The following is a 26,533-nucleotide window of genomic DNA, read 5'->3' as shown; positions in this document are numbered from 1 at the left end:
CCCCCCCCCCCCCCCCCCCCCCCCCCCCCCCCCGCCGGGTGACCGGCCTCACTCGTCGGAGTCCTTCTTCGACGGGGAGGCCGCGTAGGCCTGCCCCGGCGTCATCGCGACCCCGTTGATCTCGACGGTCTTGTAGGTGCTGACCTGGGCGCAGGAGTTGGACTTGTCCGCGGTCTCCGCGTGCGCGTTGCTCAGTGCCTGCTTGGTGTCGCTGGACGAGGCGGTGCCGCCGGGGAAGCTGGTGCCGCTGGGCCAGTCGGAGCCGATCACCAGCGTCAGCCCGGCGGCCGTGCCCTGCTTGACGTGCGAGGACGGCAGCGACAGGGCCTTGGCCACGGTCTGCGCCTCGTCCTTCGCGCCGGGGCCGTAGGTCAGCGTCGTGGTGGCGGTGGCGTCGGCGTTGCCGGTGCTGGTGGCCGGGTTGAAGCCCTGGTTGATCAGCGCGTCGGCGATATCGCCGGCCCGCCCGCCGACGGTCGTGCCGTTCTCCACCGACACCGTGACCTGGGCGGCCGGCACGGTGGCGGTCGGGCTCGCGGTCGCCGAGGCGGCCTTGGACTTCTTGCCGCTCGACGTGGTCAGCGACGTGTCGTTGGCGATGGTGGAGAAGAGCGTCTGGGCGCCGTCGCCCACCACGACCCGGTTGGCGTTGGTCGGGTCGGCCGCGGTCTGCATCGTGGTGAAGGTGATCCGCTTGGTGGGCACCTTGTTGATGTCGTCGGCCAGGCCGATCAGCTTCTTGATGGTGCCGAGCCCGTCGTCCACGGTCAGCGCCTTGGTGGCGGCGTTGGCCAGCTTGTAGACGGACGCCGGGTTGGTCAGGGTGCCGGCGCTCTTGAACTTGCGGATCAGCGAGCTGAGGAAGGTGTGCTGGGCGTAGGTGCGCCCGAGGTCGCTGCCGTCGCCGAAGCCGTGCCGGGAGCGCAGGAACTCCAGCGCGCCGACGCCCTTGAGGGTGTGGCTGCCCTTGGAGAGCTTCAGGTGGGAGTAGGTGTCGTAGACGTCGCCGCTCACGCAGACCTGCACCCCGCCGACCGCGTCGGACATGCTGACCACGCCGGAGAAGTCGACCTGGATGAAGTGGTCGATCGGGATGTTCGTGAGCTTGTGCACCGTGGCCACCTGGCACGCCTGCCCGTACGCCAGCGCGCTGTTGATCATGCCGTAGTAGCCGCTGGTCTTGGTCCCGGTCTTCGGGTTGGTGCAGGCCGGCACGTTGACCATGGTGTCGCGGGGGATGCTCATCACGGTGGCGTTGGAGCGGTCGGCGGAGATGTGCAGCACCATCTCGACGTCGGCGTTCTCCCCGGACTGCACGCCGGTGGTGGCGCAGCCGCCGCCCAGCTTGCAGTCCTCGGTGGAGGTGCGGCCGTCGCTGCCCATCACCAGGATGTTGATCGGGGTGCGGCCGAAGGCGTCCGCCTTCTCGGTGCCGGCGGCGTCCTTCCCGACCCCGTCGGTGAGCGAGACGCTGGTGATGTTGCCGTTGAGGTGCTGGTAGAGCCACCAGCCGCCGCCCGCGGTGAGGACCACCAGCAGCGCCGCGCCGATCGCGATACCGCGCAGCACGCGCCGCTTGCGGGTGGGGCGCCTGGCCCGGCTGCCGCCCTTGCGCCGGGACCCGCCGCCCTTGCCGCGCGCGGCGGCCCGGGCCGCGGCCCGCCCGCCGGTCGGCGGGGCGTCGCCGTCCGGGGCGGCCCCGGCGGCGTGGCCGCCGGATATCCGGCCGTCGCCCGCCTCGGCGCTGTCGCCGCGGGCGCGGGCCCGGCGGCCGCCGGGCACCGTGTCCTGGGCGCGGCCGGCGTCACGGCTGTCGTGGGCCCCGCTGCGCGGCCCCGGCGGCTCCGGCCCGCGGCCGTGCCTGACCCGGCCCTCCGGCGGGCCTCCGGCCGGCCTGCCCCAGGGGTCACTCATCTCCCACTCCCTTGTCCGAGCAGCCCTCTTGAGGCCCGCGGCCGGTTACGTTGGGTGAAGCGACGGTTTCACTCCGTTTCGCACTTGCGCAATGCGGCAAGAATAGGCCATGCCGCTGTGCGGACCGGAGGAATGCGGGCGGGATCACGATGCGGGCGACCTGCGGTACCGGCGTCCCGGCGGTCCTTCCGTCCCCCGTTCCGCCACGTCATCTGCACGTTCTCCGTCCATTTTCCCGACGGTGTGCGCGATCACCATGGTTCCCGGGTTACGCAAGCTCTAAAGTGTTCGCCATGCGAGCGACGGTGACGCGAAGCAGGAGGGCGCCGGTGGCCTGGGAGACGGCCGAACTGGAAGGCGGACCCGCGGACGGCACACGGGTACGGGTGGCCGGACGCCCCAGGGTGCTCCAGGTGTCCGTGGCCTGCCCGGTGGAGGAGGGCGCGACCGGGGTGAACGTGGCCGCGGTGTCGGTCTACCGCCGCAGGAACGGCCCTGAGCCGCTGCGCTACGGCTGGGACAGCGCGAGCCCCTGAGGCCGGCCCGCACCAGCCCGTACCGGCCCCCGTACCGGCCCGTACAAACGGTCGAACCCGCGACGCGCGTACCCCGCCCGGCGGTGGCGACCTGCTACGACCGGAGCCCGGCCCGACACCACCGGGTGACAGCGGGCGAAGACGCCCCTCCCGCGCCACAAGGATTGCTAGGTTGCGCAATCGAAAGCGGGGCAACCCCTGGGGAAACCGGCGTATCGCCAGATCCGGGGTACCCGGCGGCGCAGGGTCGGAGAGGGAGTACATGCCGGGTCGTCACAGCGGAGTTCCGGAAGGCCGCACCGAAGGCCGTCCCGGCAGGCCCACCGGCCGGGGCACCGGCAGAGCCGCCGGCCGGGTCGGCGGCGGCCGCGGCGCGGGCCCAGCCGCGACGGACGGGCCGCGGCGCCGCCGCAGCCGCCGGGGGCTGGTCGCCGCGAGCATCGCCTCCGCGCTGGTGCTGCTCGCCTCCGGATGCGGCTGGATCGCCCTGCACACGAGCCGGCCGCGCACCTTCACCGCCGACGGCATCAGCGGCAAGCGGCCCGCCTCGGGCGACGGCCAGAACATCCTGCTGATCGGCTCGGACTCGCGGGCGGGCGGCAACCGCGCGCTGGGCGGCGGCAGCGGCGGCGTCGGCCGCTCCGACACCACCTTGCTGCTGCACGTCTACTCCGACCAGCGGCACGCGGTGGGCGTCTCGATCCCGCGCGACGCGCTGGTCGACGTCCCGCCCTGCCTGCTGCCCGACGGCACCTGGTCCAAGCCGCAGCAGGACGTCATGTTCAACTCGGCCTTCGCCACCGGGCTGACCGCGACCGGCAACCCGGCGTGCACGCAGAACACCGTCGAGCAGCTGACCGGGCTGCGGGTGGACCACACCGTCGTGGTGGACTTCGCCGGCTTCGCCGCCATGACCGCCGCGGTCGGCGGCGTCCAGGTCTGCCTGCCGCAGGACGTCTACCAGCAGGACCTCAGCCCCGGCCGGGCCACCCGCGGCGCACTCGTCTTCCACCAGGGCCTCCAGACCGTGTCGGGACAGCAGGCCCTGGACTACGTCCGCATCCGGCACGGCATCGGCGACGGCTCCGACATCGGCCGGATGAAGCGCCAGCAGGCGTTCCTGGCGAGCCTGTTCAAGAAGATCAAGGCCGAGGGCTTCGACCCGACCGTCCTGCTGCCGCTGGCGAACGCCGCCGTGCGCTCGCTGACCGTCGACCCCGGCCTCGGCTCCGCGCCCGCGCTGCTGAAGTTCGCGATGTCGCTGAAGAACATCGACCTGCGCAACGTCCGCTTCGTCACCGCCCCCTGGCGGTACGACGGCCCGCGCGTCGCCCTGGTCCAGCCCGCGGCCGACCGGCTGTGGACGGCGCTGCGCGCCAACCGCCCGCTGCCGGCCGCCACTCCGGCACCCGGCGCCACGCCCACCGCGTCCGCCGCCCCGTCCGCCACCGCCACCGGCCGCCCGGGCGCCGGCATCGACGTCGCCGTGGACAACGCCACCACCGTCGCCGGGCTCGCCGCCCGCGCGGCCGGCGCGCTGACCGCCGACGGCTTCACCGTCACCCGCACCGGCAACGCGCCCGGCCAGGCGCCGACCACCACCGTCATCGAGTACGGCGCCGGGGAGCAGGCGCAAGCCGCCACCGTCGCCCGGCTCTTCCCCGGCGCCCAGGTGCAACCCGCCCCCGCCGCCGGCCTGTCCGGGGTGCGCGTCGTCCTCGGCCCGGACTACGCCGCCGCCACCGCGGCGTCGGCGCCGCCGGAGGACACCAGCCCGCCGCGCGCCGCGAGCGACAACCCCTGCTCCGACCTGTCCTACGGCGGCCCGTCCGGCGCCCCGGCCCCGGCGGCGACCACCGCGGCGCCCACGCCATGAGCAGGACCGGCGGGCGGCGGGCGCCCGTTCGCTCCGGCGGCCGGGGCAGGGCACCTGCGTACCCTGGTTGCTGCACATCGCCGCGGTCTGGGAGGTTCACGTGACAAGGTCTGGCGGACAGCTGGGCGAGCCCTCGGCCGAGGTGCTGCAGAGCGTGGCCGCCTCCTTCGGTCTGCTCGCCTCCCCGATGCGGCTGCACATCGTCTGGATTCTGGCCCAGGGCGACTGCGACGTCACGGGTTTGGCCGAGAAGGTCGGCGCCACGCTCCCCGCCGTCAGCCAGCACCTGGCCAAGCTGAAGCTCGCCGGACTGGTGCACGCCCGCCGCGAAGGACGCCGCCAGGTCTACCTGGTGGACGACCCGGACGTGGTGACGGTGGTGCGGCTGATGCTCGGCCAGCTCGCCGACCGCACCACCCCGGCGCGGGGCGGCATCCGTGGCCTGGGCGCCTGACCGGCCCACCGGCCACGCCCGCCCGCCGACCGCCCGCGTCCCCACCGCCCGGCGGCCGGACGGCCGCGCCGACCCCACCGCGCTGGAGGCGCTGCGCGACCTGGCGAGCGGCCCGCGCGGACTGACCGAGGCCGAGGCCGAGGAACGCCTCGCCCGCCACGGCGAGAACACCATCCCCGGCCGCCGCCCCGCCTCCTGGCCCCGCCGCTACGCCCGCGCCCTGCGCGACCCCTTCACCGCGGTGCTGCTGGTCCTCGGCCTGGTCTCCGCGCTGGTCTCGGCCTGGGGCACCGCCTGCGTGATCACCGTACTGGTGCTGGTCAGCAGCGCGTTGCGGTCCCGCACGGAGTACCAGGCCGACCGGTCCGCGGACGGGCTGCGGCACCTGGTCGCCGCGACCGCGACCGTACGGCGCCGGGCCGGCCCGGCCGCTGCGCCGCGCTTCCGCGAGATCCCGGTCGAACTACTGGTGCCCGGCGACGTCATCCGGCTGGGGCCCGGCGACGTGGTCCCGGCCGACGTGCGGCTGCTGCGCGCCCAGAACCTGGCGCTGCACCAGGCCCCGCTCACCGGCGAGTCGGTGCCCGTGCCCAAGCGGCCCGACGACAGCCCGCCGCAGACCGCCGGGCCGTACCAGCGCGCGCACCTGTGCTTCCAGGGCAGCAGCGTGGCCTCGGGCAGCGGCACCGCGCTGGTCACCGCGACCGGCGCGCACACCCGGTTCGCCCGCGCCTACCCCGCGCCCGGCCGGCGCCGGGAGTCCGCGTTCGACCGCGCGGTCAACGGCATCTCCTGGATGCTCGTCCGGTTCATGCTGCTCATCCCGCCGCTGGTGCTGCTGGCCGACGCCGCGGTGCGCGGACGGGGCCTGGAGACCCTGCCGTTCGCGGTGGCGGTCGCGGTCGGGCTGACCCCGGAGATGCTGCCCGTGGTGGTCACCACGGTGCTCGCCCGCAAGGCCGCCGCGCTCGCCCGCGAACACGGCGTCATCGTGCGCTGGCTGCCCGCACTGCACAACATCGGCGCGATCGACGTTCTGTGCACCGACAAGACCGGCACCCTCACCTGCGACCGGCCGGTGTACGACACCGCCCTGGACGCGTACGGCCGCCCGGACCCGGACGTCCTGCACTGGGCGGCCGTCAACAGCCTGTGGACACTCCAACTCGCCGACCTGCCGGCCCCGGACGCGCTCGACGAGGCCGTCCTCGACGCCGCCGCCCCGTCCGCCGCCCACCACGCCTGCGACGGGGTGGCCGCGCTGCCCTTCGACCCGGTGCGCCGGCTCGCCACCGCGGTCGTACGGCGCGCCGGCCACCGCGACCGGCACACGCTGGTCGTCAAGGGCTCGGTGGAAGAGGTGCTGGCGCGCTGTACGCGGCTGCGGGCCGGGGGCGCCGCGGAGGTGGAGCCGTCCGCGCCCGAACTGCCGCTGCCCGACGCTCCGTCGGCGCATCCGGCCCCGCCCGAGCCGCCCCCGCCCGAACCGCCCGCGCCCGGCACCCCGCGCCTGGCCGCCGTACCCGGCGCCCTACCCGCGGCGCTGCCCGCGCCCGGCGCCGAGCTCGACCTCGACGCCGCCGGGCGGGAACGCCTGCTCGCGCTCGCCGCCGCGCTGTCCGCCCAGGGGCTGCGGCTGCTCGCGGTCGCCCTCGCCGAACGCCCGGCCCGTACCGGCGCCTACGGCCCCGCCGACGAACAGGGCCTGGCTTTCGCCGGGTTCGTGGTGCTGCGCGACGCCCCCGCCGACACCGCCGCCGACGCGCTCACGGCGCTCGCCGGGCGCGGCGTCGCGGTCAAGGTGCTCACCGGCGACCACCCCGGCACCGCCGCCCGTGTCTGCCGCGACCTGGGGCTGGCGCCCGGCCGGGTGCTCACCGGCGACCGTATCGACGCCATGGACGACGCCGCCCTGGCCCGGCGCGCCGAACACACCGCGGTCTTCGCCCGCTGCACCCCGCAGCACAAGGTGCGGGTGGTGCGCGCGCTGCGCGCGGCCGGCCACACCACGGGGTTCCTCGGCGACGGCGTCAACGACCTGCCCGCACTGCACGCCGCCGACGTCGGGATCTGCCCGCGCGACGCGGTGGACGTCACCCGCGAGGCGGCCGATGTGGTGCTGGCCGCGAAGGACCTCACCGCGATCGACCACGCCGTCACCGCCGGCCGGCACGCCACCGGCACCATCGCCACCTACCTGCGCATCGCGCTGTCCTCCAACCTCGGCAACGTGATCGCGATGCTCGCCGCCGGAGTGCTGCTGCCCTTCCTGCCGATGCTCCCGGCCCAGGTGCTGCTGCAGAACCTCTGCTTCGACGCGGCCCAACTCGCCCTCGCCCACGACCAGCCCGGGCCGGCCGCGCTGCGCCGCCCCACCCCGCTGCGCACCCGCGACTTCCTGCGCTTCATCACCGCCTTCGGCCTGGTCAACGCCGCCGCGGACCTGGCCACCTTCGCCGCGCTGGCGCTGCTCGTGCCCGACTCGGTCCACGCTTCCGGCCAAGCCGCCTTCCACTCCGGCTGGTTCACCGAGAACCTCATCACCCAGGCGCTGGTGATGGTGCTGCTGCGCGGCGGCAACCGGGCCCCGGCGCCGATCCGCACCGCCGCGGCCGCACTCGCGATGATCGGCCTGCTGCTCCCCCTGCCGCCGCTGGCAGGCGCGCTCGGCCTGACCACCCTCCCGCTGGCCTACTACCTGCTGCTCAGCGCGATCCTCGCCGTGTACGCGGCGGTGCTGCTCGCCACCAAGTCCCGCGCGGCCAGGCTGCGTTCGGACGGCGCCCGCCCCGCCGACGCGCGGCCGTAGCCCCCGGGCCCCCCCGGGCCCCGCCCGCTCCGGACCACCCCGCCCGTCCCTCCCGCATCGCGCCCTTCGCCAACCGCCGGGCGACCGGCGGCACTTGGACCGCCTCCCGGCCGAAGTCCCGGTCCGCGGACCGGTCGGCGCCCGGGTCGGCACCCCGGTCCGCGGACCGCTCCGTGCTCCGTCGGGCCCGCGCACAGGGTGTTGACAACGTTGCCACAGCCACTGAGACTACCCGCGATGTCAACGTTGTCATCAGCTTGGACCCGCTCCGCCCGCGGCGGGTCGGGCGCCCGTGCCGGAAGCAGTTCCGCGAACGTGAGGAGCCCGACCATGGCGGTGCCCGCAGCCCGTTCCCGAACCCGCCGGCGTACTGCTCTCGGCAGGCTCGCCGCACGCCGGGGTCCGTACGTCCGCAGCGGCGCCGCCGACCCGCACACGCCCGCCGGATACACGCTGATCAGCGGCTCGACCGCCGGCACCGACGACGGCACCCACCCCAGCGTCGTCCACCACCGCAGCGACCGGGCGTTCACCGCCCCCGATGCGACGACCCTCTCCGAGGCCGAGTCCCTGGGGAGTTGACGCCGCGGGTCCGCGCCCGTACTCCCCCGCCCAGCCCGCCGCACCGCACTTCACCGCACCGCACCGCCTGGAGCCGTCCATGCCCGCAGCACCCGAGCACAGCCCGAGACCGTCCCGCCGCGCCTTCCTCCGTACGAACGCGACACTGCTCGCCGGGTTCGCCCTGTCCGCGGCCCTGCCGGAAGCGGCCCACGCGGCCGGCGCCGACACCGGAGCGACCGGCCACGCCGGCACCGGCGGCAGCACCGGCACCGACCTCGCGCGCTACCGCCCGGTGGCGGCGTCCTCCACCGACTGGGCCCCCACCCCCGCCTCGTTCGCCGTGGACGGCCTCGCCGAGACCGGGGTCCGCGGCTCGGGCTGGCGCGCCTCCGCCGACGCCGCCGCGGGCACCCCGCAGTGGATCAGCGTGGACCTCCAGGCGCCGTGCGCGATCGACTCCGTGGTGCTCGTGTTCGAGGCGGACCGCGACGACCCCGGCTTCACCCCGGACCCGGGCATCAACCCCTTCCTGCACACCACCGGCTTCGAGGCGCTGTCGAGCTGCGCGGTCGCCTTCACGCTCGACGTGTCCGACGACGGCGCCTCCTGGCGCACCGTGTACCGCACGTCGAACGGCACCGGCGGGCGGACCGAGGTCGCGCTGCCGAAGCCGGTGACGGCCCGCTGGGTCCGGATGACCTCGACCGAGCAGGCGAACGGCAACCCGGTCGGCCTCAACGGCTTCGAGGTGTACGGGCAGTGCGACGTCCCGCGCCCCGCCGCGACCGGCTGGACCGACTGGGGCCGGCACACCGCGCCGGCCCCGCCGCTGGAGGTCGCCGCCGACGGCACGTTGCCGCTGGCGTCCGGGTGGACCCTGACCATGGACGACTGGGCGGGCTCGGCGGACGGCGCGGTGCTGTCCGCCCACGGGGTGGACGTGAGCCGGTGGCTGCCCGCCGTGGTGCCCGGCACCGTGCACGCGTCGCTGGTCGCGGCCGGCCACCTGCCGGAGCCGACGGTCGGCTTCAACAACATGCGGGCCCCGGAGGCGCTGTCCCGGCACGACTGGTGGTACCGCAGGGCGTTCCGGCTGCCCGCGGGACTGGCGACGGGCCACGGCCGCCGGGTGTGGCTGGAGTTCGAGGGCGTCAACCACGCCGGGGAGGTGTGGCTGAACGGCCGCAAAGCGGGCGAGGTGACGTACCCGGTGGCGCGCGCCGCCCTCGACGTGACCGGTCTGCTCGGCGGCGGCGAGCAGGTGCTCGCGGTGCGCGTCGCGCCGATGCCGCACCCGGGCAACCCCGGCGACAAGGGCCCCTCCGGCGTCTCGACCCTCAACTCCGTCGCCCCGCAGGCGGACTCGCCGACGTACCTGTCGATCAGCGGCTGGGACTGGATGCCCGCGGTACGCGACCGGGCGGCGGGCATCTGGAACCACGTGCGGCTGCGCACCACCGGCGACGTGGTGCTCGGCGACCCGCGGGTGGACACGGTGCTGCCGGCGCTGCCCGCGACCGACACCGCCGAGGTGACCGTGGTCGTCCCGGTCCGCAACGCGGGCAGCACCGCCCGGACCGCCACCGTGACCGCGACCCTGCACGGCGCGCGGGTCAGCGGCAGCGTCGAGCTCGCGGCCGGCGAAAGCCGCGAGATCACCTTCACCCCCGCCGACCACCCCCAACTCGTCATCGACCAGCCGCGGTTGTGGTGGCCGAACGGCTACGGCGAGGCAACCCTGCACGACCTGGTGCTGACCGCCGCCACCGCCGGCCGCACCTCCGACCGCCGCACCGTCCAGGTGGGCCTGCGCCAGTTCGGCTACCACAGCGAACAGCCCATCGTGATCGGCTCCGACGGCCACTCGGCGCCGCAGACTGTCAACCTGCCGGCACAGCACGCCCGTTACGTACGCATCCAGTGCGGCAAGCGCGCCACCGGCTTCGGCGCCTCCATGTGGACGCTGTCGGTGCGCGACAGCTCCGACCCGGACACCGACCTCGCCCTGCGCAAGACCGCCACGGCCTCCTCCAGCGACAATGCCAACGACCTGCCCGGCAACGCCGTCGACGGTGACAACTCCACCCGCTGGTCCTCCGGTTACTCCGACGACCAGTGGATTCAGGTCGACCTCGGCGCGGCCACCGCCTTCGACCAGGTGGTCGTCACCTGGGAGACCGCCTACGCGCTCACCTTCACCGTGCAGGTCTCCGACGACGGCGCCACCTGGACCGACGTGCAGTCCGTCCGCAACACCGGCACCCAGTTGCAGATCTCCGCCAACGGCGTGCGCGTGCTGTGCCGCGGCGGCAACTGGGGCTTCGACGAACTGCTGCGCCGGGCCCTGCCGCACCGGATCGACGACGCGGTCGGCATGCACCGCGACATGAACTTCACGATGATCCGCAACTGGATCGGCTCCAGCAACCGCGAGGAGTTCTTCGCCGCCTGCGACCGCAACGGCATCCTGGTCTGGAACGACTTCTGGGAGGGCGACGCGATCTTCCCGCCGGACGGCTCGGTGCCGGTGTTCCTCGACATCGCCGCCGACACGGTGCTGCGCTACCGCCACCACCCGTGCCTGGCGGTCTGGTGCGCCACCAACGAGAGCGACCCGCCCGCCGCGGTCGACACCGGACTGCGCGACGCGGTCGCCTCGCTGCACCCCGGCATCCTCTACCAGGGCAACTCCGCCGGCGGCATCGTCACCGGCCACGGCCCCTACTCCTGGATCGACCCGGCGGCGTACTTCTCCGGCGACACCTACTCCATCGGCAGCTACGGCTTCCACTCCGAGATCGGCATCCCCACGGTGCCGGTCGCCGAGAGCATGCGCCGCCTGGCCGCCGACCAGCCGTCCTGGCCGATCGGCGACGTCTGGTACCACCACGACTGGTGCACCCGCGGCGGCCAGAACCCCGACACCTACCGCGCCGCGATCGACGACCGGTTCGGCGCCTCCGACACCCTCGACGACTTCTGCGCCCGCGCCCAGTTCGTCAACTACGAGAGCATGCGCGCGATCTTCGAGGCGTACAACGCGCACATGTGGGACGACGCCTCCGGGGTGCTGCTGTGGATGTCCCATCCGGCGCACCACAGCACCGTCTGGCAGACCTACGACTACGACCTCGACGTCAACGGCAGCTACTACGGCGCCCGCAAGGGGTGCGAGCCGCTGCACGTCCAGGCGAGCCTGGCCGACTGGCAGGTGCACGCGGTCAACCAGACCGCCGCGGACCTGACCGGCGCGAGGGTCGAGGCGCGGCTGGTGGACCTGCACGGCACCGCGCTGGCCGCGCCGCGGCAGCAGGTGCTGGACGTGCCCGCGTCCTCGGCGGCGCCCGCGTTCACCGTGCCCTTCGGCGCCGCCCTGCCCGCCGCGCACCTGCTGCGCCTGACCCTCACCGACCGGCACGGCACCCGCGTCTCCGACAACACCTACCTGCGCTACCGCGCGCCCGGCGACGTCAAGGCGCTGGGCGGCCTCGCACCCGCGAAGCTGCACACCGCGGTCCGCCGCCGGGGCCGCGACGAGGCGGCGCTGACCGTCCGCAACGACGGGGCCGGGGTCGCCGCGCTGCTGCGCCTCGGCGTGCGCGACGCCCACCGCGACACCCGGGTGCTGCCGGCCCGCTACAGCGACAACTACCTGTGGCTGCTGCCCGGTGAGAGCCGCGAGGTCACCGTGTCCTGGCCGTCCCGGGCGCTGCCCTCGGGCGAGCCGCGCTTCACCGCGGAGGCGCTGAACATGCCGCTGCGGCGGCTGTGATCCGGCACGCCGGCGGGGGCGGTCACAGCGGCGGGGCGGTCAGGTGCGCGGCGGACCGGTACGCACCGGGGGTCTGGCCCATCGTGCGGGCGAACGTGTCGATGAACGCGCTGGTCGTGGCCCAGCCGCAGCGGCGCGCGGTGGCCGTCACCGACGCCCCCTCGGCGAGCTGGACCATGGCGTGGAAGACCCGGGTGTTGGTCCGCCACTGCGGGTAGGTCATGCCGAACTCGGTGCGGAACAGCCGGGTCAGGGTGCGCTCGCCGACCCCGACCCGGCGGGCCAACGCGCCCAGGGTGCACGGCGTGCCCAGGTCGGCGACCACCAGCCGGCAGGCGTGGGACAGCCGCGGGTCCCGGGCAGCCGGCAGGGCGAGCGGCCGGACGTGGGCGCGGCGCAGCCGGTCGCCGAGGACCGCCCGCAGCCGCCGCGCCTCGGGCTCGGGCAGGCCCGGTTCGGTGCAGGCGATGAGGAGTTCGCGCAACAGCCGGTCCACGGCCAGGATCGTCGGCCCGTCGACGCGCAGCGGCGGGTCGTCAGCGGGGAAGCCGACGGTGTGCACCGAGGTGCGGCCGTAAACGCGGTGCTCGTGCCAGATGTGCGCCGGGCTCCACACCGCCCGGTCGCCGGAGGCCACCCACGCGCCGGCCTCGGTCCGCACCGCGAGCACCCCGGTGCTGACGTAGATGAGCTGGTGGTAGTCGTGCCGGTGCCGCCCGATGACCTCGCCGGGCGCGTGGTCATGGGCGTGGGTCGGGGGGAGGTCCGCCCCGGGCGGGCGGCGGTTGTGCGACACAAGTAGGCAGATTATGGGAAGTTTGCCAGCCGCGCGCATGACAGCGTGGACGCCATGGACACCACACGGGCGGGCGCGGCCCGCGGCGGCGATCCCGACCAGGAGGACGCCCCGGCAAGCCCCGTGCCCGCGCGCGTCATGGCGGCCGACGGCATACCGGGGCACGGCGGGCCGGCCGACGGCCTACCGGTGGGTGGTCCGTCCGCCGCCGGGGACGACGCGCCCGGCGCCCCGGACACGGCCGTGCGCGCCGCGCGACCGCCGGAGCCCGCGCCCCGCACCGGCGGCCTCTCCCGGCGGCTGCGCGCCGCCGCCGTCGACACCCGGCCGCTGGCCGTACCGGCCTTCCGGCGGGTGCTGATCGGGCAGGGCGCGTCACTGGTCGGCACGATGGTCACCGAGGTCGCCATCCCGGTGCAGATCTACGCGGTCTCGCACTCGTCGTTCTACGTCGGCCTGGCCGGGCTGGCCGGCTTCGTGCCGATCGTCGTCTTCGGCCTGTACGGCGGGGCCGTCGCGGACGCGGTGGACCGCCGCCTGCTGTGCCTGTGGTCCTCGCTGGCCACCTGGGCGGTGACGCTCGCACTGCTCGCGCAGACGCTGCTGGGCGCCCGCTCGGTGGGCCTGGTCCTCGCGCTGGTCGCCGTGCAGGGCGCCGGGTTCGCGGTCTCCTCCTCGACCCGCGGCGCGATCATCCCGCGCATCGTGCCGCCGGACCTGGTCCCCGCGGCGAACACGCTCAGCTTCACCGTCGGCAACGTCGGGCAGGTCGCCGGGCCGCTCGTGGCCGGGGTGCTGATCTCGCTCCCGCACGGCTTCGCCTACGCCTACGCCGCGGACGCCGTGCTGTTCACCATGTCGCTGTACGCGACGTTCCTGCTGCCGTCGATCAGGCCGGTCGCCGCGCGTGCCGGGTCGGGGCTGCGCGCGGTGCTCGACGGGCTGCGCTTCATCGGCGGCAACCCGGTGCTGCTGATGTCGTTCGGGGCGGACATCGCGGCGATGGCGCTGGCCATGCCGAGCGCGCTCTTCCCGCAGGCCGCCGCGTCCCGCTTCCACGGCGGTGTCGGCCTGCTGTACTCCGCGGTCGCGGTCGGCTCGCTGCTGGCCGGGCTGTGCAGCGGCTGGATCGGCCGGGTCCGGCGCCAGGGCGTCGCGCTCACCTTCGCCGTGGTCGGCTGGGCGACCGCGATCGCGCTGGCCGGCTTCGCCCGCGCGCTGTGGCTCGCCGTGCTGCTGCTGGTGCTGGCCGGGGCCGCCGACCTGGTCAGCGCCGTCTACCGGCAGACGATCCTGCAGACCTACGCGCCCGACGAGATGCGCGGCCGGATGCAGGGCGTCTTCACCGTCGTGGTCTCCGGCGGCCCCCGGCTCGGGGACCTGCGGGCCGGGGCGATGGCCGCGACCACCACGCTGACCGCCGCCTGGTCGGGCAGTGCCCTGCTGTGCGTGGTCCTCGTGGTGGCCGCGGCGCTCGCGGTGCGGCCGTTCTGGCACTACGACGCGCACGGCCCCGATGCGCAGGGCCTGCTGCCGTAGCGCCGTCGGCTCCCCGTGCCCGCTGCCGCAGCGCCCCTGGTCAGCCGGCGGCCGGGTCGACCTGGATGTCGATCGCGTTGTGCGCCGGGTCCGGCATCTGCCAGATCTTCAGCACCTTCACCTCGACGCCGTAGGCGGTGACGGTCTGGCCGACCCGCACCACCTCGACCTTCGCCGGGCCCGAGGTGCCGCCGCCGTCGCGGATCATCAGGATCGCCCGGCCCGCCGCCGGCTTCCTGCCGTCGTTCTGGACGCCGAGACCCACGGTGCCGCCGTCGGAGCGCTTGGCGTAGCCGGTCGGGCGGGACGGGTTGCCCGACGCGACGACCTGGAGCCGCTGCACGTCCGCCGGGTGGGCGCCCAGCGGCGGCGGGGTGCGGTCGGCGTCGCCGGAGTGGTGCCCGGAGTGCATCACCACGGCCACGGCCGCCGCGCACACCACCACCAGCCCGCCGCCCGCCGCGAACAGCCGCCCCCTACTCGGCCGGTTCATCCGGCGCCCCCTCCGGCCAGCGGACGGTGAAGGTCACGTAGCCGTCCCGCGAGCCGGGGACCACCTCCACCAGGGTCAGCTCGTGCCGGCCGACCGGCACCACGTCGCCGGCCCGCACCTGCACCACGTCGCCGGTCAGGGCGCCGTCGTCCACCAGGTTGAGCCGGGCCCACGGGTCGGCGGGGTCGGCGCTGGTGCGCACGATGCCGACGACGAGGTCGCCGCGGCGGAACTGGGCGCGGCGCCCGAGACGGTAGACCGTGGACATCGGCTCACACTCCTGTCCGTGTGAACGACACTTCGTTCAGGTTGCGTCGGTACTCGTCCTCGGTCAGCGTGACCTCCTGGGGCATCTGCTTCGTGCCTTCGTACTGGCCCGAGCCCCAGGGGTTCAGCAGGGTGATCGTCGGCGGGTGGGCGTTCATGTCGACGCGCTCCACGGAGTACTCGTGGCCGGACACCAGCCGGTCGTCGTGGATGTCGTCGTCGCCCTTGGTGCCGATGGTGACCGCCTCGCCGTTGCTGATCTTGGTGTTGATGTCGGCGAAGGAGACGTCGCCGGGGCTGCTGCGGGTGGCGTCCTGGCCGGTCAGGTCGGACATGCCGACGTCGCCCCAGCCGCCGTCGATCTTTTTGTACCCGCCGGAGTACTGCGCGAACGCCTTCTCGTAGATCGCCACCCAGGTGGCGCCGCTGCGGGTGTCGGCGTAGACCGGGTTGCCGTGGGAGTCGACCGGCAGCTTGTTGTCGACGGTGACCTCGACCGGGGTCGGCGGCATCCCCGGCAGGACGCCCTTGCGGTAGAAGGTCACCGTGTAGGTGCCGTTGGGGTTCTGCCGGATGTGCTGCTGGGGCCAGCTCGGGTCGCGTTCGGTGATCGCGGCCAGCGAGGACAGGAACCAGCAGTCGCCGTCCTGGCCCTGGCGCAGGTCGTTCATCAGGTCGGGCCCGTCCGGGCCGAACAGCGGCCCGTCCACCGTCTTGTACGTCGCGCCGTCCACGGTGGTGTCGGGCTGCCACTTCAGGTTGGTCAGCACCGGCTCGATCTTCTCCAGCGTGGTCGGCCCGCACTCCGACTGGATCATGTTCGTCCACGCCGCCTTGACCGCGCCGTCGGAGTCGCCCGCGCCCCACCACGAAGAGCCCTCGCCCAGCTGGCCGTTGAGCTTCTTCAGCTGGCTCGGCGACATCCGCGACATCACCATGTCCAGCTCGGCGGGGGTCAGCTTCTTGAAGTCGTCGAGGACTTCCTTGGCGCCCTGCGCGGAGTTCGACCACAGGAAGCCGCCGGAGTCGCCGATGTGGTCGTCGAAGTACGCCAGCGCGTCCTTGACCTTCTGCTCGTCCGGCGGCGGTTCGTCGTCGAAGTACAGGCTCGGGTCGACCGTGTAGCCCTGCTTCTCCAGCGTCTGCAACGCGTCGAGCTGGGTGCAGCGCCGGTCGATCGACGCCGAGGTGCTGTCCAGCTCCGAGTGCAGCGAGGCGGGCAGCCCGGAGTAGAAGAGCGGGAACACCTGGACGAGCAGCGGCTCCAGCGCCTCGCTGGTGGTGGCCGGTTTGCCGTCCATCAGCCCCTGCACCTTCTGGAGCAGGCCCGCCAGGTCGCCGTGGAGCGTCCGGGCGGATGGGCTGATGTTCTTCATGTGCCCGGACATGGTGCGGATCTGCCCGGTGTCGAACCCGTGGAAGGCCATCAGTGGCTCCCCGCGGGCTTCTTGGCGCCGTCCTTGGCCGCCTCGTCCTCCAGCCGGCTCGCCTCGCTGGTCCAGCGCACCGAGTCCCTGATCAGGTCGTCGGCCATCACCCGCAGCCGGTTGCGGCGTTCGGCCAGCGTGCTCGTGGTTGTCTCCGCGTACGGCCCGGCCCAGATCGGCGGGTTCGCCGTGGCCTGGTTGACCGTCGTGTCCAGGAACGTGCCGAGCGTCCCGGCCATGGTGCGCGCTTTCTGTGCGCAGGTGCGCAGCTCCGCGGCACGTGCCTTCTTCTGCGCGGGCGTCTCCGCCCCCGCTCCCCCGTCACCCATGCGATCCCCGTTTCGTATGGCGAACGTGCTGTTGCGCTGGGGAGATTACGGTATTGCGCCCTCTTCCGGAACCTCGATACCCGTCACAACGCATCCGGTGAGGCAGCGCTGGAGGCCCCAGGCGCGGGCGAGGGCGGCGGCGGTGAAGTCGGCGCGGCCGCGGAAGGCGGCCCGGCCGCGCGTGCTGCCCGGGAGGCAGAAGTCGGCGCCCGGGTCGTACGGGCGGGTGCCGAAGGCGGCGCCCGCGAAGGAGGTGGCGCCCTGGAAGAGGGTGCCGGTGAAGTCCCCGTACGCCAGTCGGCAGCCGCTGAGGTCGAAGTCGGTGAGCGTGGCGCCGGACAGCTGGAGGCGCAGGCCGGACCAGAAGCGGTCGCCCGCGGCCGGGCGGGTTCGGTCGGCGAGCAGCCGCTGGGCGTCGTCGCGGACGGCCGACTCGGCCTGCCGGGCGCCCGGTTCGGACGGCAGCGGGGAACGCAGGTACGCGCAGACGGTGTCGGCCGCGCGCTGCCGCATGTCGGGCCGGGCGTCGCCGAGTTCGCCGAGCAGGCGCAGACCGGTGCGGCGCACTTCGGCGTCGGGGTGGGCGAGTTGGCGGGCGTACGGCGCGGCGGCGGGGTCCTCCGCCAGGAGCAGGCCGGCACCGGTGGGCGGCGGGACCGCGGTCCAGCCGAGCGGCCACTCGCGCTCTTCGGTGGCGGCGGTGGCGGCTTCGGCAGTGCCGGCGGCTTGGACGGCGCGCCCTGTGTGGCGGGCTCCGGTGAGGTCGACCGCCGGCTGGACGAGGTGCACCCGCCCGCCGAAGACGGCCCGGCCGAAGTCCGCGGCGCCGCCGAAGCGCGCCTTCCAGAACCAGGCGGCGTCGGCGAAGCGGGCCCCGGCGAACGACGCCCGGCCGCCGAACCGCGCCCCGTCGCCGCCTTCCGCCCACTCCTGGTAGTCCATGTCCAGGACGGCCAGCGGCCAGCACGGGTCGTGCTCGCCCGGCTCGTCCCAGGCCACCGGCCGCCAGGTCTCGGCCTGCTCCCAGACCTCCTCGTCCTCCGACAGCGTCTCCTCGCCGCGGCCGAACCAGGCCAGGCCCTCGAAGCGGGCGCCGGAGAAGTCGGCGTCCGCCCGGAAGCGGGTGCGCCCGAAGACGGCCGCGGCGCCGAACCGGACGTCCGTGAAGCGGGCGCCCCGCTCGAAGACCGCCCGCTGGAAGAGCGCCTCCCCGCTGAAGCGGGCGCCCGCGAAGGAGCAGGCGCCGCGGAAGTGGGCGTCGGCGAAGGCGGCCGTGCCGAAGCGGCAGCCGCCGAAGTCGGTGTCCGCGGTCAGGACGGCGCCGGTGAGGTCGACGTCGAGGCAGTCCGCGCAGCCGGGTGCGCAGTCCCCGGCGGGGTGGCGGCGGGCCAGGGCCGCGAGCAGTTCGGCGGCCGGACCGGTGTCCGCCCCGGCCGGGTCGCACAGGAAGCCGCAGACGGCGGCCACCACGTCCAGGCGGAGCTCGGGGTCCGCCTCGGCGAGCGCTGCCAGCTCCCGCAGCGCCGCGGGCCGGGCGTCGGGGTCCGGGCCGGTCAGCTGTTCCGCGGCGCGCGCGTACGCCTCGGCGAAGTCCGGCTGCATCTGCCCCTGCCCCCTGTCGTCGGCCCGCTGACCCCGCACCCTACCGAACGGGCGTCCGAGGACGGGGCGGGTCACGCGCAGGCGGAGGGGGCGCGGTTCAGGCGGCGGGCGCGTCGGGGCTGTCGTGGTCCTCGGCGGCCGGGGTGTCGGGGGCGGGGGTGTCGGGGGCGGGGGCAGGGCCGGCCCCGGGGGCTTGTCCGCCGCCGGCGGACGACTTGTCCTGTTCACCCCGCTTGTCCGGCAGCCGTACGGTGACCGTCCCCGAGGTGAGGTCTATCGGCCCGCGCGCCGGATCGCTGCTGCCCTCGTCCTCCCGGGTCAGCTCCAGCCGGTTGCGCTCCTCCTCGGTGTGCCTGCGGCCCGGCGCGAACAGTTCGTCGAAGAAGTCGAACATCGCGGCCCTCCGTCCACCTCGGCAATGAGCCCAGGCTACGCCCGCCGCCGCGGCGGCGGCGCCCCGGCGGCGAACCGGCGGCCAACCCGCGGCCAACCCGCGGCTCCGGGCGGCCCGGCGCCGCGGCGGTCACTCCTCGGAGCTGTGGGTGATGACGCCGTTCTCGTCCATCGTCGGGCGGATCTTCGAGGGGCCGTACGCGTCGGTGTCGGAGGGGCGGGGCGGCTCGGGGCCGTCCAGGCCGATCCGGACCATGCGGCCGATCCGGACGATGTGGAACATCCGGTCGCCGACGGCGAGTTCGTTGGCGCGCCCGGCCGCGCGGAAGCGGTCGGCGATCCGCTCGTACTCGGCCGTCTCGTCGGCGTCGAGGGCGTACATCCGCGGCCACATCTCGGTGAGGGCCGTCACCAGGGTGCGGCGGGCCGCGTGCGGGGTGGCCACGACCGCGGAGAAGGGCTCCCAGCCGTCGTCGGTGCGCTCGACGACGCGGAAGGCGGCCGGCAGCACCACGGTGCCCGGGTGGGTCCCGAGCGCCGCGAGGGAGTCGGCGCGCACGTCCTCGGGGTAGCGCTCGCTGCGGTAGCGCAGTTCGCGCAGCGCCAGCCGCTCGGAGCCGGCGGCGATCCCGGTGATCGCGGCGTGGTCGATCACGAACCCCTCGTCGAGGTCCGGCTCGTCCGGCATCCCGAACCAGTCCGGCACCAGGACGTCCCGGTCGGACGGGCGGGGCGGCTCCAGGCCGTCCGCGTTGGTGTAGACGTACTCCTCGGCGCGCACCACCCGGTACCGCACCCCGCACACCGTCAGCTCGTCGACCGCCTCGTTCTCCAACCGGTGCACAGCGGCGAGCAGTTCGCGGCGTACGGCCGGGTCGTCGGTGTCGTCCTTGGCCTTCAGCCACAGGTAGGAGTTGAGCACGTCGCGGGACTCCTGCGGGAAGCCCTCCATCACCGGTGCGACCACCCGCCAGCCGACCTCGCCCGGGCCGCGCGCGGCCACCCCGAACAGCGGGCCCCGGATGATGTAGTGCGCGTAACGGCGGGCGGCGTCCGCCGCGTCGGCCTCCTCCGCGGCCGCCACCGGGTGCTCGGGGGGCTGCACCCGCATCACCAGCCCGTCCGGGCAGGGCCACTGCTCCTCGCTACTCATACGGGCATTGTGCTCACACAGGGTGCATCCTTGCCAGCCTTCCCCCGGAACTCACAGCCGCCCCGGCGGCCGTGCACCGCACAACCCCAGTTCGCGCCCCTCGCGCCGCCGTTGCCGGTTCTCCCGGGCAATCACCGGCCGCCCAGCGCCGCCCGCAGCCCGGCCACGCCGTCGTACCGCACCCCGCGCATCCCGGCCGCCTCGGCGGCGGCGACATGGCCGGCGGTGTCGTCCACGAACAGGCACCGCCGCGGGTCGGCGCCGGCCAGATCGGCCGCGGCGGCGAAGACCCGGGGGTCGGGCTTGGCGGCGCCGAGCCGGGCGGTGTTGAGCACCGCGTCGAAGGCGTCGGCGACACCGGCGGCGGCGAGGTAGGACTCCAGCCGGGTGGTGGCGTTGGAGACCAGCACCACCGGCACCCCGCGGGCACGGACGGCCGCGAGCAGCGCCAGCATCTCGGGGTCGACGCTGCCGGTGCGGGCGGTCCACTCGGCGACCATGGCGGTGGCCGCCGGCCGCGAGCCGCAGACGCCTGCCAGGTCCGCGGCGACTCGGGCCCGCCACTCCTCGTCGGTGATCGCGCCGGTGATGGCGAGTTGGAGGAGCGCGGGCCGGAACGCCGCCGCGGCCAGGGTCCCTTCGGGCAGGCCGCGGGCGAGGTCGAGCGAGGTCATCGAGTCGGGCGGCCACAGGTGGACGACGCCGTCGAAGTCGCAGAGCACCGCGTCGTACGCGATGCCGTCAAGGAAGTCGGCTGCCGGCCGCGGTCGTTGGAAGTCCCCCATCCGGCCACCGTACCCGCTGCCCGGGAGGCGGGGGCGGGGATGGCGGCCAGGTGGGGGCGTGGGGACGGGGCGGGACGCGGGGGGTCTCAGACGTGGGGTTCCTCGACCGGGCCGCCGCGCAGGGCGAGGGAGCCGAGCGGGATCACCGGGCGCTTCCAGGTGGCGTTGGTGACCACGGCGAAGGAGGTGTACCAGGCGAGCACCGCGGTGACCAGGCCGAGCCAGCCGCCGACCTTGGTGACGCCGACCGAGGTCGCGAACTCGCCGATGGCCAGCACGATGAAGGTGGCGGACAGGGCGGCGAAGACCGACAGCAGGGCGGTGTTGGTGCGCAGCGCGGCGGCGGTCATGTAGACCGTGAAGACCGCCCAGACCAGCAGGTAGAGGCCGGTGGCCTGGTGTGCGGTGTCCGGCGGGAGCGTGCCGACGACGAACTTCACGTAGGCCGCGTACGACAGCCAGAACGCGCCGTAGGAGGCGAACGCGGTCGCCCCGAAGGTGTTGCCCTTGCGGAACTCCCACATGCCGGCGAGGAGTTGGATCAGCCCGCCGTAGAACAGCGCGAGCGGCAGCACCACGGTGAGCAGGTTCTGGTCTATCAGGTGGGCGTTGAAGGAGCTGAGCACGAACGTGGTGGACGCGAACCCGGCCAGGCCGAGCGGTCCGGGGTCGGCGATGGTGTCCGCGGCGGAAGGGGCTGGAGCCGGTGCGGCGGTGCTCATCTGCGGGTTTCCTCCTCGTCGAGGAATGCCGGGGGGACGGCAGCGGGCTGCCGCCGGGGCCGTGCCCGGCCCCCGGTCCACGCTAGGTCGCGCCCCGGGGACGTGACGTCCCTCACACCGCGCGGGTCGCCCAGCGGTCCCCGCCGCTCGGTGAACGGTCCTCCACCCACGGTGAACGGTCCCTCGGCGCCGGGCGGAAGGCGGTGCGCGCCCCTGTCCCGGGTGCGGTGCGATGGCCATAATGCGACGTATGAGCTCGGTGATCACCGTGGTGTCGGTCGCCCTGGTGGTCGCGGGCGCAGCGGCTGCCCTCTTCTGGCTGGTCCGGGGGCGGCGCGGGTTCGGCACCCCCGCGGACCGGGCCGCGTTCGCCACGCTCCACCAGGCGTCGCTGGCGGCGCCGCCGCTGCGCGACGGCCTGAACGCGGACTCCGCCCGGCGCGCCGCCCGCCATCTGCGCGCGCTGCTGGGCACGCCCGCCCTGGCGGTGGTCGGCGCGGAGACGCTGCTCGCCTGGGAGGGCCCGGGCCGCAAGCACGCCGCGGACGCGGTCGCGCACGCCAGGGACGCGATGGACGCCGGCCGCCCCTGGGTGGTGCCGGCCGAGGCGATCGCCTGCGCGGACCTGGACTGCCCGGTGCGCAGCGCCGTCGTGGTGCCGCTGGTGGTGGACGGCCTGGTGGTGGGCGCGCTGTCGGTGTACGCGCGGCAGGTGTCGGCCGGACTGGTCCGCGCCGCGGGCGAGGTCGCGCACTGGGTGATCTCGCAGCTCGAACTCGCCGAGCTGGACCGCTCCCGGACCCGGGTGATCGAGGCCGAACTCAAGGCGCTGCGCGCCCAGATATCCCCGCACTTCGTCTACAACTCGCTCACCGCGATCGCGTCCTTCGTCCGCACCGACCCCGACCAGGCACGCGAACTGCTGCTGGAGTTCGCCGAGTTGACCCGATACAGCCTGCGCAGGCACGGCCAGTTCAGCACGCTCGCGGAGGAGTTGCACTCCGTGGACAGCTATCTGCGCCTGGAGCGCGCCCGGTTCGGCGCCCGGCTGCGGGTGGACCTGCTGATCGCCCCCGAAGTCCTGCCCGTGGCCGTGCCGTTCCTGTGCCTCCAGCCGCTGGTGGAGAACGCGGTCCGGCACGGCCTCGGCCCGAAGGCCAGTTCGGGCCGGATCACGATCCGGGCCGAGGACGCCGGTACGGAGTGCCGGATCAGTGTGGAGGACGACGGCGTGGGCATGGACCCTGAGCAGGTGCGCGCGCAGCTCGCCGGAAAGGCCGGCGGGGACTCGCTGGGCCTGGCCAATGTGGACGAACGGCTGCGCACGGTCTACGGCGACGAGTACGGGCTGGTGGTGGAGACCGCACCGGGTGCGGGGACGAGGATCAACGTCAGGGTGCCCAAGTACCGGAACGGGGTGCACGCTTCGTGAGACCGCTACAGGTCCTCGCGGTGGACGACGAGCCGCCCGCGCTGGAGGAGCTGACCTATCTGCTGCGCGGCGACCACCGGGTGGGCCGGGTGCTGGCGGCCGGCGGCAGCGAGGAGGCGCTGCGGCTGCTGGAGGACGGCAGCACCGACGCCGTCTTCCTCGACATCCGCATGCCGGGCCTTTCCGGCCTGGAACTGATGCGGGTACTGGGCCGGTTCGCGCACCCGCCCGCGGTGGTGTTCGTCACCGCCTACGACGACTTCGCGGTCTCCGCGTTCGCCCTCAACGCCTGCGACTACCTGCTCAAACCGGTCGGCCCGCAGCGCCTGGCGGAGGCGGTGCGCCGGGTGGCCGCGCTGATCGGGAGCGGCGGCGCGCCGGGCGGCGCGGTGCCCGACGGCGCCGGGTACGCCCGTCCGGCGCCGGAGCGGCCCGCGCCGCCGGCCCCGCCCGAGGACCGGATACCCGTGGAGGCGGGCGGGGTCACCCGCTTCGTCTCCCGCGACGAGGTGTCCTATGTGGAGGCCCAGGGCGACTACGTCCGCCTGCACACCCGCGGCGGCGCGCCCCTGGTCCGCGTCCCGCTGTCCGTACTGGAGGAGCGCTGGGCGCCACACGGCTTCCTGCGCATCCACCGGCGGTTCCTGGTGGCGCTGGGCCATGTCGAGGAGCTGCGCTCGGACGCCGGGCACTGGACGGTACGGGTCGCCGGCGGCGAACTCCCGGTCAGCCGGCGGCACTCACGCGAGCTGCGCGAACTGCTGACGCGGTGGGCGCCGCGCCCCGGCCCGGGATACGGCAACCCCGCGGCCGGCCCCGGGACTTCGGGGCCAGGCCAGGGGCACAGCCAGGGTCACGGCTCGGGGCACGGCCCGGCGTCCGGCCCGGGTCACGGCTCGGGTCTCGGCCCGGGGTCCGGCTCCGGTCCCGGCGGCCGCAGGTGACCGGCGGCCACCAGCCGCCCGCGCCGCCGCCCCGCAGGACCGCGGTGTCCGGGCCGCGCAGGCACCGCCCCGGCGGCTGGTCCGCCCGTACCCGCGCCGCCGACCTGCACACGCAGCCCCGGCTCGGGCAGGTCTACGTACGCTCCCTCGTCCGCGACCAACTACGGCTCGCACTCGGCGTGTTCGCGGTGCTGGTGGTGGTGCTCGGCGGCCTGCCCGCGGCGTTCGCCCTGCTGCCCGGGCTGCGCACCGCCGAGGTCTTCGGCTTCCGCCTGGCCTGGCTGCTGCTCGGCGTGGTCGCCTACCCGGTGCTGGTCGGCATGGCCTGGTTCCACATCCGGCACGCCGAGCGGGTGGAACGCGACTTCACCGACCTGCTCAACGGCCCCGACCCGGCGGCGGCACCCGGCACCGCGCGAGGAGCCGCGAACCCGCCTACCGCGCAGGAAGGTTCCGCCGGCGCGGCGCCCGCGGGCGGGGCCGAGAACAGCGGTGCCGGGTGAACCCCGTGCTCGGGCTGGTCGCGCTCGGCGCCGTCCTGGTGGCGACCGTCGCCGTCGGCGTCTACGGGCTGCGGCTGTCCCGCGCCACCTCCGACTTCTACGTGGCCTCCCGCGAGGTCTCCCCGCTGTGGAACGCCTCCGCGATCAGCGGCGAGTACCTGTCGGCGGCGTCCTTCCTGGGCGTCGCCGGACTGGTGATGGCCTACGGCGTGGACATGCTGGCGTACCCGGTCGGGTACGCGGCCGGCTACCTGGTCCTGCTGCTGCTGATCGCCGCCCCGCTGCGCCGCTCCGGCGCCTACACGCTGCCGGACTTCGCCGAGGAGCGGCTCGGCTCCACCGCGGTGCGCCGGGTGGCCGGGCTGCTCGTCGCGGTGATCGCCTGGCTGTACCTGGTGCCCCAACTCCAGGGCGCGGGGCTGACGTTGCAGACGGTGACCGGGGCTCCGCGGTGGGCGGGGGCGGTGGTGGTCGCGGGCGCGGTGGTCGTGGTGTCCGCGGCGGGCGGCATGCGCAGCGTCACCCTCGTACAGGGCCTGCACTTCTGGCTGAAGCTGGTCGCGATCGCGGTGCCCGCGCTGTTCCTGGTGCTGGCCTGGCACAGCGCGGGGTCGCCGGCGCTCACCGGCGGCGACGTGCCGCGCTTCGCGCACCGTACGGTGGTCCGTGTCCAGGACCCGGTGCGCTTCGACGTCCGCGCACCGGTGACGGTCGCGGTCGACGGTTCCCTGGACGGGCGCAGGTACGGCCCAGGGCGCGAACAGCGGTCCGGCGGGCGGGAGTCGGCGCCGCAGGCCGTACGGCTGGCGGCGGGCGAGCACTCCGCCGGGGCCGGCGTACGGCTCACCTTCCCCGCCGGGGTGCCGGTGCCGCACCAGGCGGGCCTGGCGCCCGCGACCGGCGCGGCGTGGGCCCGGCCGCTGTCCGGCGCGGGCGGCCGCGCCCACCCGCTGTACGCGGTCTACTCGATCCTGCTCGCCACCTTCCTCGGCACGATGGGGCTGCCGCACGTCCTCGTCCGCTTCTACACCAACCCCGACGGGCGGGCCGCGCGCCGTACGACGCTGCTCGTACTGGTGCTGCTCAGCGTCTTCTACCTGCTGCCCCCGGTGTACGGGGCGCTCGGCCGGGTGTTCGCGCCCCAACTCCTGCTCACCGGCAGGACGGACACCGCGGTGCTGGTGCTGCCGCAGATCGTGCAGGGCGGCGAGGCGGGGCGGCTGCTGGCGGCGCTGGCGACGGCGGGCGCGTTCGCGGCGTTCGTCTCCACCGCGTCGGGGCTGACCGTGTCGGTGGCCGCGGTGGTCTCGCAGGACCTGCTGCGCGGGTCGGCGCGCGGATTCCGGTGGGCCTCGCTGGTCGCGGGGGTGCCGCCGCTGGTGATGGCCACGATGACGTCCGGGCTGCCGGTCGCCGACGCCATCGGGCTCGCCTTCGCGGTCGCCGCGTCCTCCTTCTGCCCGCTGCTGGTGCTGGGGATCTGGTGGCGCGGGCTCACCGATCGCGGCGCGCTGGCCGGGCTGGTGGCCGGCGGCGGGCTCGCCGCGGCGGCCGTCGTCGTCACCACCGTGCGCGGGCCGGGCCACGGTTGGGCCGCCGCGCTCCTGGAGGAACCCGCCGCCTGGACGGTGCCGATCGCCTTCGCGGTCATGGTCGCGGGCTCACTGCTCACCCGCGGCCGCGTCTCGGCCGCCGCCGTGGACCGGGTGATGCTGCGGATGCACCTGCCCGAAGAAGTCACAGGACCCGCACCGGAATAGCCGCCGGGCACACCGCCAATTCCTGGCGCGGGGAAACAGGTGTGGGCGGCGTAAGTAAATAAAATCGAGGTGAGCAATAGGCAGGTGTGAGCGCCGCCACCTGCACCGATGGTTCCTTTCCTTCGATTAAAACTCCCCGCCGGCCAATTAAGGCAGATCTCAGCGGATCTGGTGGATTTCACGCTCGAATCCATCGTAGATTTCTGGTGTCGCCACCGAACGGGGCAACAGAAAACACCGGACGAAGATCCACTGAGGAGAAATCATGAGCTTCCGCAAGATCGTTCCCGCCAAGCACAAGTCCACTCCCGCGCCGAAGCCGGCCAAGCGCAAGACCCGCAAGCCCGCGCCGGCGCCGCGTCCGAAGCACGCGCGCAACTGACGTCGACGCCGGCGCCCCCACCGGCGCCGGCGAGGCGGGTTCCAGGGCTCAGGGCCCTCGGAACCCGCCTCGGCGTGTGCG

Annotated in this window: 22 protein-coding genes; 11 read left to right on the top strand and 11 right to left on the bottom strand. The window is 74.7% G+C overall.

Annotation, left to right across the window (positions count from 1 at the left end; translation table 11 throughout):
- Positions 1-48: 48 nt before the first annotated feature.
- The gene (locus tag AC3EVP_RS27250; RefSeq protein ID WP_435134196.1) at positions 49-1,914 is read right to left on the bottom strand and encodes an LCP family protein; all 1,866 of its coding nucleotides are present in this window, start codon (positions 1,912-1,914) and stop codon (positions 49-51) included.
- 329 nt (positions 1,915-2,243) lie between these two features.
- On the opposite strand from AC3EVP_RS27250, the gene AC3EVP_RS27245 reads away from it, so the two are divergent.
- From AC3EVP_RS27245 to AC3EVP_RS27220, 6 genes are all read left to right on the top strand, one after another.
- Positions 2,244-2,450, top strand: a complete 207-nt coding sequence (locus AC3EVP_RS27245) for a hypothetical protein (RefSeq protein ID WP_435134193.1) — start codon at positions 2,244-2,246, stop codon at positions 2,448-2,450.
- Positions 2,451-2,712: 262 nt separating this feature from the next.
- Complete coding sequence (locus AC3EVP_RS27240) at positions 2,713-4,326, top strand: LCP family protein (protein ID WP_435134191.1); 1,614 nt, start codon at positions 2,713-2,715, stop codon at positions 4,324-4,326.
- Between the two features lie 100 nt (positions 4,327-4,426).
- Positions 4,427-4,780: an ArsR/SmtB family transcription factor gene (locus AC3EVP_RS27235; RefSeq protein WP_335970314.1), complete on the top strand. Its 354-nt coding sequence runs from the start codon at positions 4,427-4,429 to the stop codon at positions 4,778-4,780.
- Positions 4,764-7,589, top strand: a complete 2,826-nt coding sequence (locus tag AC3EVP_RS27230) for an HAD-IC family P-type ATPase (RefSeq protein ID WP_435134187.1) — start codon at positions 4,764-4,766, stop codon at positions 7,587-7,589. The genes AC3EVP_RS27235 and AC3EVP_RS27230 overlap by 17 nt, the downstream gene beginning before the upstream one ends.
- 330 nt (positions 7,590-7,919) lie before the next feature.
- Positions 7,920-8,171, top strand: coding sequence for a hypothetical protein (locus AC3EVP_RS27225; protein WP_435134184.1), 252 nt, complete (start codon positions 7,920-7,922; stop codon positions 8,169-8,171).
- A 79-nt stretch (positions 8,172-8,250) separates the two neighbouring features.
- The gene (locus AC3EVP_RS27220; RefSeq protein ID WP_435134181.1) at positions 8,251-11,925 is read left to right on the top strand and encodes a discoidin domain-containing protein; all 3,675 of its coding nucleotides are present in this window, start codon (positions 8,251-8,253) and stop codon (positions 11,923-11,925) included.
- Positions 11,926-11,947: 22 nt separating this feature from the next.
- Here the strand turns inward: AC3EVP_RS27220 and AC3EVP_RS27215 are convergent, their stop codons facing one another.
- Positions 11,948-12,721, bottom strand: coding sequence for a helix-turn-helix transcriptional regulator (locus tag AC3EVP_RS27215; protein WP_435134179.1), 774 nt, complete (start codon positions 12,719-12,721; stop codon positions 11,948-11,950).
- A gap of 54 nt (positions 12,722-12,775) precedes the next feature.
- Here AC3EVP_RS27215 and AC3EVP_RS27210 point away from each other — a divergent pair, with 54 nt between their 5' ends.
- Positions 12,776-14,260, top strand: coding sequence for an MFS transporter (locus tag AC3EVP_RS27210; RefSeq protein WP_435134176.1), 1,485 nt, complete (start codon positions 12,776-12,778; stop codon positions 14,258-14,260).
- A 40-nt stretch (positions 14,261-14,300) separates the two neighbouring features.
- On the opposite strand, the gene AC3EVP_RS27205 is transcribed toward AC3EVP_RS27210, so the two are convergent.
- From AC3EVP_RS27205 to AC3EVP_RS27165, 9 genes are all read right to left on the bottom strand, one after another.
- Positions 14,301-14,753 carry a hypothetical protein gene (locus tag AC3EVP_RS27205; RefSeq protein ID WP_435134173.1) on the bottom strand — a complete coding sequence of 151 codons (453 nt, stop codon included), beginning with the start codon at positions 14,751-14,753 and terminating at the stop codon, positions 14,301-14,303.
- Positions 14,737-15,021, bottom strand: a complete 285-nt coding sequence (locus tag AC3EVP_RS27200) for a hypothetical protein (RefSeq protein WP_335970297.1) — start codon at positions 15,019-15,021, stop codon at positions 14,737-14,739. The genes AC3EVP_RS27205 and AC3EVP_RS27200 overlap by 17 nt, the downstream gene beginning before the upstream one ends.
- A gap of 4 nt (positions 15,022-15,025) precedes the next feature.
- Positions 15,026-16,447, bottom strand: coding sequence for a C2 family cysteine protease (locus AC3EVP_RS27195; protein ID WP_335970295.1), 1,422 nt, complete (start codon positions 16,445-16,447; stop codon positions 15,026-15,028).
- Entirely contained in the window at positions 16,447-16,776 is a 330-nt protein-coding gene (locus AC3EVP_RS27190; RefSeq protein WP_335970294.1) for a hypothetical protein, read from the bottom strand. Before AC3EVP_RS27190 ends, AC3EVP_RS27195 begins: the two co-directional genes overlap by 1 nt.
- 45 nt (positions 16,777-16,821) lie before the next feature.
- Positions 16,822-18,378, bottom strand: a complete 1,557-nt coding sequence (locus tag AC3EVP_RS27185) for a pentapeptide repeat-containing protein (protein WP_435134168.1) — start codon at positions 18,376-18,378, stop codon at positions 16,822-16,824.
- A gap of 97 nt (positions 18,379-18,475) precedes the next feature.
- Positions 18,476-18,772: a DUF6191 domain-containing protein gene (locus tag AC3EVP_RS27180; RefSeq protein WP_435134165.1), complete on the bottom strand. Its 297-nt coding sequence runs from the start codon at positions 18,770-18,772 to the stop codon at positions 18,476-18,478.
- A 129-nt stretch (positions 18,773-18,901) separates the two neighbouring features.
- The gene (locus tag AC3EVP_RS27175) at positions 18,902-19,924 is read right to left on the bottom strand and encodes a DUF5954 family protein (RefSeq protein WP_335970286.1); all 1,023 of its coding nucleotides are present in this window, start codon (positions 19,922-19,924) and stop codon (positions 18,902-18,904) included.
- 131 nt (positions 19,925-20,055) lie between these two features.
- Entirely contained in the window at positions 20,056-20,709 is a 654-nt protein-coding gene (locus tag AC3EVP_RS27170; protein WP_435134163.1) for an HAD-IA family hydrolase, read from the bottom strand.
- An 86-nt stretch (positions 20,710-20,795) separates the two neighbouring features.
- Positions 20,796-21,431, bottom strand: a complete 636-nt coding sequence (locus AC3EVP_RS27165) for an acetate uptake transporter (RefSeq protein ID WP_435134160.1) — start codon at positions 21,429-21,431, stop codon at positions 20,796-20,798.
- 250 nt (positions 21,432-21,681) lie between these two features.
- Here AC3EVP_RS27165 and AC3EVP_RS27160 point away from each other — a divergent pair, with 250 nt between their 5' ends.
- Genes AC3EVP_RS27160 through AC3EVP_RS27145 form a run of 4 tightly spaced genes read left to right on the top strand, consistent with a single transcriptional unit; the run spans position 21,682 to position 26,070 of the window.
- Positions 21,682-22,863, top strand: a complete 1,182-nt coding sequence (locus AC3EVP_RS27160; RefSeq protein ID WP_335970279.1) for a sensor histidine kinase — start codon at positions 21,682-21,684, stop codon at positions 22,861-22,863.
- Positions 22,860-23,807, top strand: coding sequence for a LytR/AlgR family response regulator transcription factor (locus AC3EVP_RS27155; RefSeq protein ID WP_435134158.1), 948 nt, complete (start codon positions 22,860-22,862; stop codon positions 23,805-23,807). Before AC3EVP_RS27160 ends, AC3EVP_RS27155 begins: the two co-directional genes overlap by 4 nt.
- Entirely contained in the window at positions 23,804-24,310 is a 507-nt protein-coding gene (locus tag AC3EVP_RS27150; protein WP_435134155.1) for a DUF485 domain-containing protein, read from the top strand. The genes AC3EVP_RS27155 and AC3EVP_RS27150 overlap by 4 nt, the downstream gene beginning before the upstream one ends.
- The gene (locus tag AC3EVP_RS27145; protein WP_435134152.1) at positions 24,307-26,070 is read left to right on the top strand and encodes a sodium/solute symporter; all 1,764 of its coding nucleotides are present in this window, start codon (positions 24,307-24,309) and stop codon (positions 26,068-26,070) included. Before AC3EVP_RS27150 ends, AC3EVP_RS27145 begins: the two co-directional genes overlap by 4 nt.
- The last annotated feature ends 463 nt before the right edge of the window (positions 26,071-26,533 follow it).

The sequence above is a fragment of the Actinacidiphila sp. bgisy144 genome, assembly GCF_057708105.1.
This window is presented reverse-complemented; position numbering and strand designations above follow the sequence as displayed.